The organism is Zhouia spongiae (genome assembly GCF_022760175.1).
Lineage (GTDB): Bacteria > Bacteroidota > Bacteroidia > Flavobacteriales > Flavobacteriaceae > Zhouia > Zhouia spongiae.
Window position 1 is genome coordinate 1709284 of the sequence record NZ_CP094326.1, and the last position, 16360, is coordinate 1725643.

Genomic DNA, 16360 nt, shown 5'->3' on the forward strand with positions numbered 1-16360 from the left:
AAATTTCTCAAACAGCAATGTCTTCTCAAAAATCATTGGTTTTTATATTGTAGCCTCGCCTGATATAAATCCTTATATTGCTGCTTCAAAAAGCAAAAAGTTGATAACCCTCCGGCAATATGTGCTCAAGCGTAATGGTGTTCCAATAGGACATCCGGGAGCATTGCGCAATATGCTTTATCGCTCACTGGGCGCAAAGAACTTTGGGGTGTTCTGGCAGTATTGGAATCCTATCTTCGGGTACTGCCTGGGCAGGTATGTCTTTAGGCCGGCAAAGCAACATCTGCCGCCGGGTCCGGCACTTGTTTTTACTTTTGTTTTTTGCGGGCTCCTGCACGATCTGGTGGTCTTGGCCATTCGTTGGCGACCATCGTATTTCTTTATGATCTGGTTTATGTTTATGGCTATTGGAGTATTGATCGCAAGGTGGTTTAAACACGATCTGTCTGCACTTCCCTGGTTGTTGAGGGCAGTGTATAATCTAAGCTATATAGGGTTAACTTTTTATACGGCCACCTATGTTGATTATGCTTTTAGGATAATGTTTTAGGGCTGTTTCTTATTTTTTGCTGATACTGTTGCAGATAAGCTTTGCCGTATTCATACTGGCGCCTTTCCCCCCCAGCTTCTTTTCAAGCTCGTAATAATCTAAAAATATCTTTTTACGGTGGTCCGGATCGAGAACTTTATCCAGTTCTTCTTTCAGGCGTCTGGAATTAAAATCGCTTTGAATGAGTTCAGTAACTACGGGCTTGTCCATAATAAGGTTTACCAGTGAAATGTATTTGAGCGTAATAATACGTTTGGCGATCTGATATGAAAACCAGTTGCCTTTGTAGCATACCACTTCCGGTACTTTAAACAATGCCGTTTCAAGAGTTGCGGTGCCACTGGTAACCAAAGCGGCTTCCGAAAGGCTTAACAGGTCGTAGGTCTTGTTGGTTACAAAATGAACATTGGCAGAGCCAATAAATTGCTTGTAGAATTCGTATTCCTGGCTGGGTGCACCGGCTATCACAAACTGATAGCCTTTATAGCTGTCTGCTATACTGAGCATTACCGAAAGCATCTTGGTAATTTCCTGCTTGCGGCTGCCTGGTAAGATCGCAATAATGGGTCGTTCGTCGAGTTTGTTTTCTTTTCGGAAATCATCGGGATATACCTGCTCGCGGTTGGCAATAGCATCGATAAGCGGATGTCCTACAAAATGTACCGGATACTGATGTTTTTTTTCGTAGAAATCCTTTTCGAATGGCAGGATGACATACATTTCATCTACGTCGCGTTTAATAGCTTTGATACGGTTTTCTTTCCAGGCCCAGATCTGGGGCGATATATAATAGTGAGTCTTATAACCTTCTTCTTTGGCCCATTTGGAAATCCGCATATTAAAACCGGGGTAGTCGACAAATATCAAAACGTCTGGTCGGTATTTAGTAATGTCTTCTTTGCAGAATTTAATATTGTTCAGAATGGTTTTCAGGTTCATTAAAACTTCTATGAACCCCATAAAAGCAAGATCACGGTAATGTTTTACCAGGGTTCCTCCTATACGTTGCATAAGATCTCCTCCCCAGAACCTGAAGTCAGCCTGCGGATCGGTTTTCTTTATGGCTTTCATCAAATTGGAAGCATGTAAGTCGCCTGAGGCTTCACCGGCTATAATATAATATTTCATACTGCGAGGTTAGGAGGAGCTAATTTCCGAAAATTTTATAAAATAATATAATAAGTGCCGTGAGCAAGGTGGCTATTAATACTCCCCTTGCCCGGTAATCCCTTTTGATTTTTAAAAAACCAAAGAAAGCCAGGAGGTTGAGCAAGGCTCCCAAAGCAAGAATACTCCCTAAATAACCCTGTTCTTGTGCTATCTTGTATGTTTCGGCCAGGCTGAACCTGGAAAAAAGCAGCATATACAGTAACGAACCAATGGTATTGGCTATGATGCCAACGACAAACCCTATAGCCATTTCCTTTTTACGATTCATTGAGGTTCCATGTGTTAAGGTCTTGAATGGTGTGATGTGCAGTAAGGTCAAACTGAACAGGGACTACCGATACATAACCCTGAGCCAATGCCCATTCGTCTGTGTCTTCTCCTTTATCCAGGTTAACAAACTTTCCGGTTAACCAGTAATATTCTTTTCCTAAAGGATTTGTGCGTTTGTCGAACTCCTCCATCCATGTAGCACGTGCCTGTCGACAGATTTTAATGCCTCTTATTTCTTCTTTAGGTAGTTTAGGAAAGTTAACATTGAGGACTGTGTCTTTCGGGATCCCGTTTTTAAGAGCTGCCTTCGTAATGGTTCTTACATACGATTCTATCGGTTCAAAATTGGCTTCCAGGGCATAATCGCATAAAGAAAACCCTATAGAAGGGATGTTCTCAATACCTGCTTCGACAGCTGCACTCATGGTGCCCGAATAAATTACATTTATAGAAGAGTTTGAACCGTGGTTTATACCGCTGACACACAAGTCGGGTTTACGTTCTAATATTTCATTGACAGCCAGTTTTACACAATCGGCTGGAGTACCACTGCAACTGAACTCTTTCTGAGGGCCGTCATCTATCTTTACTGCATTCGAATACAAGGTGCTGTTGATGGTAATAGCGTGTCCCATAGCGCTTTGTGGGCTGTCGGGAGCTACTACTACGACCTCGCCGATTTCATTCATGATGCGTATGAGTGTCCTAAGGCCGGGAGCGGTAATTCCGTCATCGTTGGTTACCAGGATTAATGGCTTTTTTTGCATATCTTTAATAAGATTTGAGGCACTAAATTAAACAATTTGAACCGTACTTTTACGTTTAACAAAAAATTAGTAGCAATCGCTGTAGATGGCACGGTTTTTTCAGTATTTTAGTCGACCTTTAATCGAATCTATTGGATAAAAATTGAGATTATTGTTAAATAACTAAGATTTTTTATAGATTGAAAAATAATATTCGGGGCTTGTAATGATAAAAAACAGAAGAGAGGAAGCCTTGGGTGGTTAAAATGAAATATTATGATGAAGAGAAATTTAGTATACTTATTAGGGGGATTGCTGATTCTGGTAGCCTCATGTAGTTTTACCAACAAGTCTTTTGAAGGTTCGGATAAAGATAAATTGTTGATAGACCTGATCACTTATGTGCTTGAAAAAGGGCACCTGAGTCCGAAGGATCTCGATGATGATTTTTCCAGGGAGGTTTATGATAGTTATATAAATGCTCTGGATCCGTTAAAGCGTTATTTTCTGGCATCAGACATTAAGGAGTTCGATAAGTACAAGGAAGCAATAGACGACCAGATAAAAGCTTCGGACGTTGCTTTTTTCAATCTTACCTACGATAGGTTGGTACAGCGGATGACGGAAGCAAGGGCCGTTTATAAAGAAGTGCTTAAAACCCCTTTTGACTTTGAAGCTGAAGAGCGCATAGATCTGGATTATGAGAACCTGCCGTATGCAAAAAACAAAAAAGAACTCACGGAACGATGGAGAAAACAACTGAAGTTCAGCGCGTTGGAACGTTATGCAGGAGTGCTCGAAAATGACAAGGTAGAAAAAGAAGATGGAGAACTTAAAGATATAGCGCCTAACGGAAAGCTTACTGACAAGGTGTCGACAGAAAAGGAAGCAAGGGAGAATACACTAACTGCCATGAATGACTACTTTAGTGTGATGGATGATTTGGAACGTACCGACTGGTTTGTGCTCTATCTCAATTCGATCGTCGAAGAGTTTGATCCGCACACGTCATATATGGCTCCGGAAGCAAAAGAACGTTTTGATACAGATATGTCCGGTAAGTTTGAAGGGATCGGAGCAAGATTACAGAAAAAGAACGATTATATAAAGATTGTAGAAATCATTTCAGGAGGGCCGGCATGGAGAGAGAATGAACTGGAGGTTGGCGATGAGATTATCAAGGTAGCCCAGGAAGGAGAAGACGCTGTTGATATTGTGGGCATGCGCTTGAGTGATGCGGTTAAGTTGATTAAAGGACCTAAAGGGACGAAAGTGTTCTTAACCCTAAAACGTGTAGATGGAACTATCGAAGAGATTTCGATTACCAGAGATGTGGTAGAGTTGGAAGAATCGTATGTGAAGTCATCGACCGTTGAAAAAGACGGCAAAACATTCGGGGTTATCAATCTTCCTAAATTCTATGTCGATTTTACCGATTACAAGGAACGCAATGCGGCATCAGATGTAGCTCAGGAAATCACCAGGCTTAAAAAGCAAGGGATGGAAGGACTGGTGCTCGATTTGCGTAATAATGGGGGAGGGTCGTTAAAAACAGTTGTAGATATGGCAGGACTGTTTATCGAAGAAGGACCTGTCGTTCAGATTAAGTCTACCGGAAAGCGTAAGGAAGTATTGGAAGATAAGGATGAGAGGATACAATGGAATGGTCCGTTGGTAATCCTTGTTAACGAACTTTCTGCCTCTGCTTCAGAGATCCTTGCTGCTGCCATGCAAGACTATAAGAGAGCCATTGTAATAGGGAGCAAGCAGACCTATGGTAAAGGAACCGTGCAGAATGTTATAGACCTGAACCAGTTTTTAAGGGGCGATAATGATTTTGGAAATGTAGGGGCCATGAAGCTTACGACCCAGAAGTTTTATAGAATAAACGGAGGTTCTACACAGTTAGAAGGGGTAAAGAGCGATGTGGTTGTTCCGGATCGTTACAGCTATATCGATATAGGAGAGAAAGACCAGGAGAACCCGCTTCCATGGGATAAGATCGATCCTGCCAGTTATAAAACCTGGGATGGCTATATCGATTATGAGGAAGCAATCAATAACAGTAAAAAACGGATGGCAGATAACCGGCAGTTAAAACTGATCGATTCGAATGCACGTTGGGTAAAAAGCCAGCAGGACATTAAAGAGTACTCACTTAACTACGATGCGTATGTAGAGGCGATGAATAAGGATCAGGAAACTGTAAAACAATTCAGGGCTATATCAGATTATAAAACAAACCTTACATTTAATTCGTTACCATATGAGCAGGATTTAATGGTTAAGGATAGTACATTAAGACAAAAAAGAGATCGTTGGCACGCAGATTTGGCTAAAGATGTATATATGGAAGAAGCCTTAAATGTGTTGGAAGACCTCCATCTGAGTAATATTAAGAGAGGTAAGGTAGCCGGTATTAAAGGATAGTCTATGAGCGGAAACGCAAACTCATTAACTCATATAGCGCTCCAAAAGTTCAAAAGGAACTTTTGGGGCGTTTTAAGTTTCTGGATTATCGTTCTCTGTGGAGTGGTAGCGCTATTAGCCTATGTGTTGGCTCCGGACAATTCTACCAATGCCAACCAGATGCATTTGTCCATTCATTCTAAAAAGCCGGGTTTTAAGGTTATGATGCTTGTCATTCCCGGAAGTACGGTAAATAAACAGGCTTTTTTAGATAAGATGTTGTTCGGCGTAAACAGTTCAGATACCGAAATTCCAATTACATCGTACCGGTTTACGGAGAGTGATTTGATATATGTACCGTATAGCGGTGAAGGAGACGGCGGTCTGGAAAAGAAAATAAGCTTTAGTGAATTTGGTACAGGGCCGGATGCCCGGGAGGTTGTCAATCGTTATATAACGGAAAGAAAATTTATCCTGGGAACGGACAAATATGGAAGAGATTTGTTGAGCAGGCTTTTGGTAGGAGCACGCATATCTTTCTCTATTGGATTTGTAGCCGTTTTGATCTCGCTGCTGATAGGCATGTTTATGGGGGCTGTAGCAGGATATTTTGGCGGTAAGGTGGATGCGTTCATCATGTGGGTCATCAATATCACCTGGTCGATCCCAACATTGCTATTGGTAATTGCAATCACCCTGGCGTTAGGGAAAGGCTTCTGGCAGGTCTTTATAGCTGTGGGACTAACAATGTGGGTAGAGGTAGCCCGGGTTGTCAGGGGGCAGATTATGGGAGTAAAAGAAACGCAGTATGTTACAGCTGCAAAAGCATTGGGATATAAAAGCGGCCGGATAATCTTCAGGCATATTATCCCGAACATTATGGCTCCTGTTATTGTGATCTCGGCAGCTAATTTTGCTTCGGCCATCCTCATAGAAAGCGGATTGAGTTTTCTTGGGATAGGAGCACAACCACCAACACCTAGTTGGGGAGCTATGATAAAAGATCATTATAATTATATTATCCTGGGAAAACCTTATTTGGCAATTGTACCGGGACTCGCAATTATGTTGCTGGTTATGGCTTTTATGCTTATGGGTAACGCATTAAGAGATGCGTTGGATGTAAAGAGTTAATATGCGTAATAAAAAAATATACCGGATACTTCTGGCTTTGGCTATTATTGGTTTCTATCTTTTTGAAAAGTATTATGATGCCGATACCGGTCAATCGCAACCAAACACCAACAATAAGGATATGGTAAGTGAAGAAGAGGAAGTAAGTACAAACCTCTCTTTAGCGCGGTATCTACCGCGTTCAACTACAGGCGTTATCGTAAACCACGAGTATTATACCTTATCTTATAACGAGATGCATGAGCAGGCGGAGTGGGTAGCCTACGAGCTGAAGAAAGAGCATCTTACATACGACGATAGAAAAAGACCTTATTTTAATCAGGACCCTAAGGTTGAAACAGGTTCTGCAGACTGGCGTAATTATAAGAATTCGGGTTACGATCGTGGGCATTTATGTCCTGCCGGTGATCGTCGTTTCTCTGTAGCAGCTTACAATCAGACTTTTTTAACCAGTAATGTGAGCCCCCAGGAACATCATTTCAATAGTGGCCTGTGGAACAGATTAGAGCAACAGGCAAGGTACTGGGCAAAAAAGCATAACGGGATATTTATTATTACAGGAGGGGTGCTTAACGGAAAGCTGGTCACCATCGGAGAGGAAAAGGTTTCAGTTCCGGACTATTTCTATAAAATCATTATAGATGAAAGAGATGGGGATATAAGAACAGCAGCCTTTTTAGTACCCCATAAAGAATCAAAAGCATCGTTGGAAACATTCAGGGTCTCTATCGACAGTATAGAGGCTGTAACAGGGGTAGATTTTTTATATAAGCTGAACGACCAGCTCGAGCTTGAAACGGAGAAGGATGTATCTTTAGGGTATTGGTTTTAGAAGGGTTATTACATCCAGTCGTCTCTTCTGTTGGCATCGAGTCTGATAAAAATAAAGAGAAGGATGGTAAAGCCCCATAAACCGGAACCTCCGTAACTGAAAAATGGTAACGGAATCCCGATAGTCGGAAGCAAACCGATCACCATTCCGATATTGATTGCAAAATGAAACAATAAAATAGAGGCAACGCTATAGCCATATATTCGGCTGAACTGTGAACGTTGTCTTTCAGCAAGAACCAGTATTCTCAAGATAAGGAGGGTAAAAAGTATAATAACCCCGGCGCTACCGACAAAACCCCATTCCTCTCCTACAGTACTGAAAATATAGTCTGTATGTTGCTCGGGTACAAAATCTCCTTTGGTACGTGTGCCTTCGAGAAATCCCTTGCCTGTGAGTCCTCCCGAACCGATAGCCGACTCAGACTGGTAAGTATTGTAACCGATGGTTTTTCTGATCTCATCCAGTTTACTGGGGTCGTGTTCCAGGCGTAGCCATAGGTTGAACCGATCCCTGTGACGTTGTTCAAAAACGTTTTCAAAAACATAACGTACAGAAAGACAAAAGATGATGGAAGATAGCGTAATGATCAGGATTTTAAATGTAGGAACCCTCAACTTTTTTCTTTTCCTGTATAAAATAAATAATGCAGTAAAGAGGGGCAAGCCTACGATAACCCAGGCAGCGCCAAATAATAACGTACAGACAAATAGGATAATGGCAGTAAAACCAACCAGAAGGTAATAGCTGGGTAATCCTTCCCTGTAAAGAACGAAAAAGAAGCTGGTGTATACCAGAGCACTTCCCGGATCGGGTTGCGGTATAATTAATAAAGGGGGAAGTATAATGATTAAGAATGAGCGAAGCTGATCTTTAAAATCGTTGATATTGGTTTGAATGTCGCTTAAGAATTTGGCTAATGCCAGTGCAGTTGCTGCTTTGGCGAATTCTGAAGGCTGTAGCCCGAAGCTGCCAAAACTGTACCAGGATGTTGCTCCGTTAATGTTCTTTCCGAAAACAAATAACCCGAGTAAAGATGCCAGAGAGGCCAGGTATATGATGCTCGAAAACCTGGCATAGAATTTTGTTTCTATTGCCAGGACAAAAATGATAAGTAATATGCTTAGACCTATAAAGATAAGTTGCCTGCCGTACGGTTGATTGAAATTAAGGATGGCCGGATTGTCATCAGACATGGTGGTGGAGTATATGTTTAGCCACCCAATAAAAACAAGGGCAAAATACAGTAGTATGGAAAGCCAGTCTATTTGTTGGATTACTCTGTTTTTCATCGATTTATCTCAAACGGTTCACCGCTCAGAGGTTTGGCGTATTCATTCTCTAAGCTTCCTTCTAACATTCTTCTTTCCAGGTCGGTACGGGTAATTTTACCACGTAAATATTTTTCGATCATTAACGATGCTATAGGGGCAGCATAACGTGACCCCCAATATCCGTTTTCCACAAATACCGCCAAGGCAATTTTTGGGTTTTCAACCGGTGCGAAAGCTATAAAAATAGAATGGTCGGTCAGCTGGGTCCTTTTTCCATCTATTTTAGTGAAGTTTTCGGCAGTACCTGTTTTACCGGCAATGTTAATACTGTCTACCTGAACAGAACGTGCTGTCCCTCGTTTATATACATCCCACATTCCCAATACTACATCATCAAAATGTCTTTTGGAAATTGTAGTATGCTTGGGAGTGGTGAAGTTTTCGTCAATAGTTTCCCCTTCAATATTTTTTATGATGTGGGGTGTGTAATAATGGCCGCGATTTGCAATAGCAGCTGTCATATTAGCCAATTGTATGGGAGTGGTAAGGATCTCACCCTGCCCGATCCCATTAGAGATAGTCGTTTCTGCTCTCCATTGGAAATCCGGATATGCCCTGTTGTATGTAGCGCTGTCCGGAATTCTTCCGGCACGCCCTGTAGAAAGGTCATTTCCCAGATAGCCGCCTAGTCCGAAGCTTTTAGCGTGATTGGTCCAGGTTTGTAAGCCTTTCTCCGGGCTGGGGTATTTCTCGATTATTTTCTTATACGTGTCTGCAAAATAGGCGTTACAAGAACGGTAGGTGGCTGACTGAAAGTCGTTAAGCGTTCCGCTGGCACAGTGGCAACCCATAAACCTGTTGCGGCCGTATCTGTAACCATGGTAGCACCTTACGGTTGTGTGTTCATCGATAACACCTTCTTCAAGTCCGATGAGCCCGTTTAGGATCTTAAAAGGGGATCCGGGTGGATATTCTGCTAAAACACTTCTGTCGTATAAGGGGTTTGCTATAGAGTCCAAATAGAGTCTGCTGTAATTTTTAGAACGCTGTCTTCCCACGAGTAAGGCAGGATCGTACGAGGGTGCTGAAACCATGGCTAATATTTCGCCGGTTTTGGGTTCGATAGCAACAATCCCCCCTCTTTTATTGACCATTAATTTTTCCCCGTAAGATTGAAGAACCTTATCGATGGTTATCGCGATGTCTTTTCCCTGAACAGGAAGCGTGTCAAAAACTCCTCCCTTGTAAGAACCGAGGTCCCGATTAAATCGATCCTTCTGGATGAATTTCACTCCTTTTTGTCCCCTGAGAATCTCTTCGTAAACCCTTTCAACGCCATTTCTTCCGATAAGTTCTCCAGACTGGTAATACGGATTGCTTTTAAGCTCGTAATCATTTACTTCACTGATATAGCCCAGTACATTTGCCCCGGATGAGGTTTGATAATGTCTTAAAGATCGTTTCTGAATATAAAAGCCTTCATATTTTCTCATTTTTTCCTGGAGCGTGGCGTATTCGCTTTTTGAAAGTTGGGGTACAAACACAGAAGGCAGCCTGGGCGAATATACCCGTGCTTTATTGTATTTCTTAACGAAATCTTCTTGAGTGATGTTTAGCAGGTTGCAAAATTCCAGGGTGTCTAAGGGCTTGACATCTTTCGGGATCACCATTATATCATACGCCGGCTGATTAGAGACCAGGAGTTCTCCGTTCCTATCATAGATATATCCTCTTTCGGGATAGTCGTATACCGCTTTGATGGCGGTATCGTCTAAAGGGTTCTGGTTAGAATTGTCGATAAGCTGCAGGTACGACAACCTGCCTATATATACAATGGCAATGAGAATAATGATAGATGCTAAAAGTAACTTTCTCATCGTTTTTTTCTGCTAAATAAAATCATGAACATAATGCACAGGCATAATGTCAGGATACCGGTAAACAATACTTTTTTGAGGAGTAAAAGAATACTTGTAAAGCTAAAAATCTCAAGCCAAAAAAGGATCAAATGATGTGTTAAAATTAAAATAGTCATGTACAGTGACCGTTGCCCCAGTGAAGTAGATGCTATTTTCAAGGTTTGATATTCGTAAGCATTCCCGAAAACCCACCTTAAAACTACAGGTCGCATATACGCTATCGACACACAGGCTGCGGCGTGTACTCCGCCACTGTCTGAAAAAATATCGATGATCAGTCCTATTAAGAATGAAAGGAAGATAAATAACATCCTTGTTTCTTTTTTGACAGGGAAGAGAAGGATAAACAAGATGTATACGTATGGATTGATATAACCAAAAAGGTTTACATGGTTAAAAACCAATACTTGTGCCAGAATCAGGACAAAGAAACGGACGATTATTTTAATGAGATCGTTATTCATTTATCGTTTCATTTTCTAAAGTCTGAATTTCTTTTTTGTCTTTGTTTTCTATGACATACACATATCCCAAACTCGTCATATCATTAAACAAGTCTATATCTATAATAAAATAGTTGCCTGAAATATTTGGTTTTACTTCGCTGACAGTGCCTATCAGAATCCCTTTGGGGAAGATGGCCGACATGCCCCCTGTGATAATCGTATCTCCTGCTTTTACGGGTGCAACTCTCGACACATCTACCAATTGAACGGTCTTTTGGTTTTTTCCGTCCCACTTCAGGGTTCCGTAATGGTCGGAGTTTTTGAGTTGTGCATTAATTTCAGAAATGGTATTCAGGACCGACTGAACTGTAGCGTAGCCTCCCGAAGTGTTTTCAATAATGCCGACAATACCCTTGGATGTAATTACCCCCATGTCTTGCTGAATACCCTCTTTTTCTCCTTTGTTGATCGTGAGATAATTTTTCTGAAGGTCAAAGCTGTTTTTAATAACCTCTGCCGAAATTATTTTGTATTGTTGGTGTCCTGAGGTATCTGTATATGCTGAATCTATACTGCTGGGTACTGAGCCGTTATTGATCAGTAAAGCACGAAGTCGTTGGTTTTCCTCAACTAATTGTTGGTTATATTTCCTTAATTCGAAAAAATCCCCGATACCATTTACCGATTCATAAATGCCGCCCGAAAACCAATTGGCAGAATTAACGAACTTACTTTTGTGGTAAGAGTGGGATTGAAACGTAAAGCCCAGGGAGATTGACAGAAGCAACAGATACAGGAAGAACGTTTTGTTCCTTATAAAAAAAGTGATAATCTGTTGCATTCTCTATTTCTATTTTATCAGTATAGGCTTGTATTTATCCAGGTTTTTAAGTGCTATTCCCGTACCGCGTACAACAGCCCTCAGCGGATCTTCAGCTATATATACGGGCAAATCTGTTTTTTGGGATATCCTTTTGTCTAATCCTCTTAACATGGAGCCGCCGCCTGCAAGATAAATTCCTGTATTATAGATGTCCGCAGCTAATTCCGGAGGAGTTTGAGATAAAGTTTCCATTACCGCATCTTCGATCCTAAGGATAGATTTGTCCAGAGCTTTGGCAATTTCACGATATGAAACCTGTACTTGTTTAGGCTTTCCTGTTAAAAGATCCCGGCCTTGTACGCTCATGTCTTCAGGCGGAACTTCGAGATCTTCGGTAGCAGCACCAATGGTGATTTTGATATTTTCGGCAGTAGTTTCACCAACATAAAGGTTGTGTTGCGTACGCATGTAGTAAATAATATCATTGTTAAAAACATCCCCGGCAATTTTAACCGACTTGTCGCAAACGATACCTCCCAAAGCGATCACAGCAATTTCAGTGGTACCTCCACCTATGTCAACAATCATATTACCTTTGGGTTGCATGATATCAAGGCCAATACCTATAGCTGCGGCCATAGGTTCATGGATAAGGTAAACTTCCTTGCCATTCACGCGTTCTGCCGATTCTTTAACTGCCCGCATTTCAACTTCTGTAATCCCGGAAGGGATACATATCACCATTCTTAATGCAGGTTGGAACATCCTTTTCTTTAGGGCCGGGATGCTTTTGATGAACATGTTGATCATCTTTTCAGAGGCATCAAAATCTGCAATAACCCCATCTTTCAGCGGTCGGATCGTTTTAATGTTCTCATGTGTTTTACCCTGCATCATGTTGGCCTGTTTACCAACCGCAATGATTTTGCCAGATATTCTGTCTCTTGCAACTATAGAAGGGCTGTCTACAACCACCTTGTCATTGTGGATGATCAGTGTGTTGGCAGTTCCGAGATCGATGGCAATTTCTTCAGTTAAGAAGTCAAAAAATCCCATGTATTATGTTCAGGTTAAGTTGTTTGTTAATCGATGTTTTTAGTGTCTAAACAATAATAAAAATTTATTAGTGTAAATAAATTACAATTTAAAAAATTATTCAGAGTTTCCCCCTGTTAAACACGCTAAAAAAGGTTTTAAGAGGGGAAAACGTATTTTTTAGTGTTTAAAATGACGTGTTCCGGTAAAAACCATGGCAAGATTATTTTCATTACAATAATCAATACTTAGCTGGTCTTTGATAGAACCGCCCGGTTGGATTACGGTTGTGATCCCTGCCTTATCTGCTATTTCAACACAGTCCGGGAATGGGAAAAAAGCATCGCTGGCCATGGCGGCACCATTCAGGTCAAACTCAAATGAATTTGCTTTTTCGATGGCTTGCCGTAATGCGTCAACCCTGCTTGTTTGTCCTGTACCGCTGGCACATAACTGTTTGTTTTTAGCCAGTACTATCGTATTGGATTTGGTGTGTTTACAGATTTTTGAGGCAAACAATAAGTCTTCTAACTCATTTTCCGAAGGTTTATTGTTTGTGACTTGGGTTAAATCTTCTTTTTTATCCGTTTTAAGATCTTTATCCTGTACAAGAACTCCGTTTAAACAAGTCCTGATATTGGATTTAGGGAGCTCAATGTCTTTTTGGACCAATATAATTCTGTTCTTTTTGCCTTTTAATATTTCTAGGGCTTCACCGCTATACGAAGGAGCGATTACTACTTCACAGAATAATTTATGAACCTCTTCAGCAGTTTCCTTGTCAATTTCTTTATTGGCAATGAGGATTCCTCCGAACGCAGAGACCGGGTCGCCTGCCAGGGCATCAATATATGCCTCTTTAATGGTGTTTCTGGTGGCAACACCACATGCATTATTATGCTTTAAGATGGCAAATGTAGGGGCATCGTTTTTAAATTCTCCCATTAAATTTACAGCGGCATCTACATCAAGTAAGTTGTTGTATGAAAGTTCTTTTCCGTGTAGCTTGTCAAAAATAGCTTCCAGATCGCCGTAGAAATACCCTTTTTGATGTGGGTTTTCTCCATAGCGTAATGCTTGTGCGTTGTTTTCGCTTACTTTTAAAGCCGGAATGTCCTGATCCTGGTTAAAGTAGTTGAAAATAGCAGAATCGTAATGAGAAGAAACATTGAATGCCTTTGTAGCAAAACGTTTTCTCTGCTCCAGGGACGTGTTCCCGTTGCCTTTAGTAATAACTTCTAAGAATTCTACATAATCATCAACCGAAGCTACACAGGTAACATCTTTAAAGTTTTTAGCAGCAGCCCGGATAAGTGAAATCCCTCCGATATCAATTTTTTCTATGATATCTTGTTCAGATGCGCCGCCGGCAACAGTTTTCTCGAATGGATAAAGATCGACAATTACAATATCGATCTGCGGAATTTCGAATTTTTCTATTTCAGCAATATCACCTTCGTTGTCCTGGCGATTCAGGATACCACCGAATACTTTTGGGTGTAAAGTTTTAACTCTGCCCCCCAGGATAGACGGATAACTGGTAACATCCTCAACAGGAACAACCCCGATCCCAAGGTCTTTGATGAATTTCTCTGTTCCACCGGTAGAGTATATGGTGACGCCCAGGGCGTTAAGCTTTTTTACAATAGGCTCAAGCCCGTCTTTACTGAATACTGAGATTAAAGCAGATTTTGCCGATTTTATACCATTCATTGTTGCATTGTTTTGTATGGGTGCAAAAGTAGTTTTTTTGCATTAAAACAGTGCAATATACAATTGGAAAAAACGTGAAATTTAAAGTATTTCAGCTACTTGTCGGTTAACAAACTGTAAAAATTCTTCATCTTCCGGAGAAAACGGATCTGCTGTGTGGGAATCGATGTCAATTTGACCAATGTTCTCGTGATTCACAAATAACGGAATAACAATTTCTGCCTTTACGTGAATGCTGCAGGCAATATAGTTATCCTGGGCTTTAACATCCGGAACAACAAAATTTTCATTTGAAACAGCGACTTGTCCACAAATACCTTTTCCAAAAGGGATAATGGTATGATCGGTGGGGTCGCCTGCATAGGAACGTAATTTTAGCTCTTCTTTATCCCCGTTCTTAAAATAAAAACCAACCCAGTCGTAGTAAGCGATATTGCTTCGAAGTAATTCGCAGACTTGAGTCAGCCTGTCATCTACAGAACCAGATGTGTCAGAAAGTATTCGTGTGACTTGTGGCTTTAAAGAATCAAATGTCATATTACAGTTCCGATTTATGATTGCAAATGTATTTAATCCGACCCGATTTTGCTATGCGGTTTTGTATAAAAATGTTAAAGATAGGCCAAAAATCGAATGTTTTTTTGCGCTTGGCCCTCTCGTGAGCTTGCTCCGAGGTGGCTTGCCGTTTTTATGAATACTTTTCTATCTGTTATATGGGTATTCATTGATCCAGTTGAACCCTCGTTTGAGTAATCGGAATTGTGTGTGGTCTTTTTTAGTAAGTTCTATTTTCAGGGTGTCTTGGAGGTATGTTCCCTCGAGGTTTAAGATGCTGTCAGATTTTTGGTATTTAAGATTGTAAACACTGAGGGAGTCTCTGTACAATGTCAGTTTTAAGTTACGGGACGTCGTGTCGGTCTCGTTCTTATAATATTCTTTTGAGTCATCAAGTTTAATGATTGCCGTTGAGTATTTATCAACAACCATTTTTTTCCAATGAAGAGAGTCCGTTGCTAAAGGAATAATTTCTTTACCGTTTTTGCTAAATGAATTTATGGTATAGATGCCGTATAATTCCGGGTAAGAAGCAATGTCTCTGTTTATATTATGGCGTCTTATTTGATTGGTTGTAAACGTAATTAAGAGAAAGAGAATAAATATGGTTTTAAAAATAAGCCCTGCAATGTTTAATTTTCTTTTCACAAAATATTTATCAATACTAACAGGCATGGCAGGTTTGTTCAGGATAAAAAAGTTTGTGAGGCTTTTTAAGTGTGGCGATAAGATGAAAAGCGCTATAATCATTAAGTGAGAAGAAAAAAGCTTAACCGGGATATCGTAACTCAGATTCATCATGAATACATTAAGCATGACTCCAAAAGTAACCAATGCGCCCAGTTTTGTAGTTCGCCTGAACATCAATAAAAGTCCTCCGATAATTTCGCTTACTCCGGAAAATATAGTGTAGGAATCCGAATACTCCATAAAATTCCACATGAGTCCCATGGGTGAGGAGTCTCCGTAAGGTGTAATCAAATCAAATAACGATAGGCTGGAAAACTGATTTACAAATAATTTAGAGCTTCCGTAAGATAACATGTAGAAAGCCAGGTAATACCTCAGGTATACAATAAGGTAGATATAGAGTTTGGAGTGTGTTTTTCTTTTGTTGCTGCTCAAGGTCCATATGGTTGTGGCAAGTATAGCAATTAATAATTGTGTAAAAACCTGAATGTAGTTGAACGTTGTGTCTCCGCTACCGTTTGGCAGCGTAAGTTCTTTGTCGATATGAAATATATTTTCTGCAACTATCGGCACGAGCCATTTCCAAAAGTCGTAGGTCCACATGCCAAAATAATGTCCGAAAGGTATGTATTCTAGAGGAAAAGGGAATGCATAAAGGATGTAGTAACAAAAAAAGAGTCTGAAAAATAATGTTTGAATGAAGTTCTGATTGTCAGGAAAAGAAGTGGTTTTAGTCATGGTCTTTAATTGATTGATGACTAAAATATTAAAAATGTGGTTGAAATTTATTTAAT

15 protein-coding genes are annotated in these 16360 nt (G+C 40.6%); 4 read left to right on the top strand and 11 right to left on the bottom strand.

Annotated features, from left to right (window positions below):
- Positions 1-121: 121 nt before the first annotated feature.
- On the top strand, positions 122-550 hold the full coding sequence (locus MQE36_RS07435; protein ID WP_242938534.1) for a hypothetical protein: 429 nt from the start codon (positions 122-124) through the stop codon (positions 548-550).
- 9 nt (positions 551-559) lie between these two features.
- Here MQE36_RS07435 and lpxB read toward each other — a convergent pair whose 3' ends face one another.
- From lpxB to surE, 3 genes are read right to left on the bottom strand one after another with little or no spacing between them, the layout of a single operon-like run.
- Positions 560-1678 carry a lipid-A-disaccharide synthase gene (gene lpxB / locus MQE36_RS07440; RefSeq protein WP_242938535.1) on the bottom strand — a complete coding sequence of 373 codons (1119 nt, stop codon included), beginning with the start codon at positions 1676-1678 and terminating at the stop codon, positions 560-562.
- 19 nt (positions 1679-1697) lie between these two features.
- Positions 1698-1988: a hypothetical protein gene (locus MQE36_RS07445; RefSeq protein WP_242938536.1), complete on the bottom strand. Its 291-nt coding sequence runs from the start codon at positions 1986-1988 to the stop codon at positions 1698-1700.
- A complete protein-coding gene (surE, locus tag MQE36_RS07450; RefSeq protein WP_242938537.1) occupies positions 1978-2757 on the bottom strand; it encodes a 5'/3'-nucleotidase SurE in 780 nt (259 codons plus the stop codon). Before surE ends, MQE36_RS07445 begins: the two co-directional genes overlap by 11 nt.
- A gap of 258 nt (positions 2758-3015) precedes the next feature.
- Here surE and MQE36_RS07455 point away from each other — a divergent pair, with 258 nt between their 5' ends.
- From MQE36_RS07455 to MQE36_RS07465, 3 genes are read left to right on the top strand one after another with little or no spacing between them, the layout of a single operon-like run.
- Positions 3016-5166, top strand: coding sequence for a carboxy terminal-processing peptidase (locus MQE36_RS07455; protein WP_242938826.1), 2151 nt, complete (start codon positions 3016-3018; stop codon positions 5164-5166).
- Between the two features lie 3 nt (positions 5167-5169).
- Positions 5170-6279 carry an ABC transporter permease gene (locus tag MQE36_RS07460; RefSeq protein ID WP_242938538.1) on the top strand — a complete coding sequence of 370 codons (1110 nt, stop codon included), beginning with the start codon at positions 5170-5172 and terminating at the stop codon, positions 6277-6279.
- Position 6280: 1 nt separating this feature from the next.
- On the top strand, positions 6281-7111 hold the full coding sequence (locus MQE36_RS07465) for a DNA/RNA non-specific endonuclease (RefSeq protein ID WP_242938539.1): 831 nt from the start codon (positions 6281-6283) through the stop codon (positions 7109-7111).
- Between the two features lie 8 nt (positions 7112-7119).
- Here the strand turns inward: MQE36_RS07465 and rodA are convergent, their stop codons facing one another.
- The 8 genes from rodA to MQE36_RS07505 form a co-directional block, all read right to left on the bottom strand.
- On the bottom strand, positions 7120-8403 hold the full coding sequence (gene rodA, locus MQE36_RS07470; RefSeq protein ID WP_242938540.1) for a rod shape-determining protein RodA: 1284 nt from the start codon (positions 8401-8403) through the stop codon (positions 7120-7122).
- Positions 8400-10262 (bottom strand): penicillin-binding protein 2, encoded by a 1863-nt coding sequence (mrdA, locus tag MQE36_RS07475; RefSeq protein WP_242938541.1) that lies wholly within the window; start codon positions 10260-10262, stop codon positions 8400-8402. The genes rodA and mrdA overlap by 4 nt, the downstream gene beginning before the upstream one ends.
- Positions 10259-10768 carry a rod shape-determining protein MreD gene (locus tag MQE36_RS07480; RefSeq protein ID WP_242938542.1) on the bottom strand — a complete coding sequence of 170 codons (510 nt, stop codon included), beginning with the start codon at positions 10766-10768 and terminating at the stop codon, positions 10259-10261. Before MQE36_RS07480 ends, mrdA begins: the two co-directional genes overlap by 4 nt.
- A complete protein-coding gene (gene mreC / locus MQE36_RS07485) occupies positions 10761-11591 on the bottom strand; it encodes a rod shape-determining protein MreC (protein WP_242938543.1) in 831 nt (276 codons plus the stop codon). Before mreC ends, MQE36_RS07480 begins: the two co-directional genes overlap by 8 nt.
- Positions 11592-11600: 9 nt before the next feature.
- Positions 11601-12629, bottom strand: coding sequence for a rod shape-determining protein (locus MQE36_RS07490; protein ID WP_242938544.1), 1029 nt, complete (start codon positions 12627-12629; stop codon positions 11601-11603).
- 159 nt (positions 12630-12788) lie between these two features.
- The gene (purH, locus tag MQE36_RS07495) at positions 12789-14321 is read right to left on the bottom strand and encodes a bifunctional phosphoribosylaminoimidazolecarboxamide formyltransferase/IMP cyclohydrolase (RefSeq protein WP_242938545.1); all 1533 of its coding nucleotides are present in this window, start codon (positions 14319-14321) and stop codon (positions 12789-12791) included.
- Between the two features lie 81 nt (positions 14322-14402).
- A complete protein-coding gene (locus MQE36_RS07500; protein ID WP_242938546.1) occupies positions 14403-14858 on the bottom strand; it encodes a GAF domain-containing protein in 456 nt (151 codons plus the stop codon).
- 165 nt (positions 14859-15023) lie between these two features.
- Entirely contained in the window at positions 15024-16304 is a 1281-nt protein-coding gene (locus tag MQE36_RS07505; protein WP_242938547.1) for a DoxX family protein, read from the bottom strand.
- Positions 16305-16360: the final 56 nt, after the last annotated feature.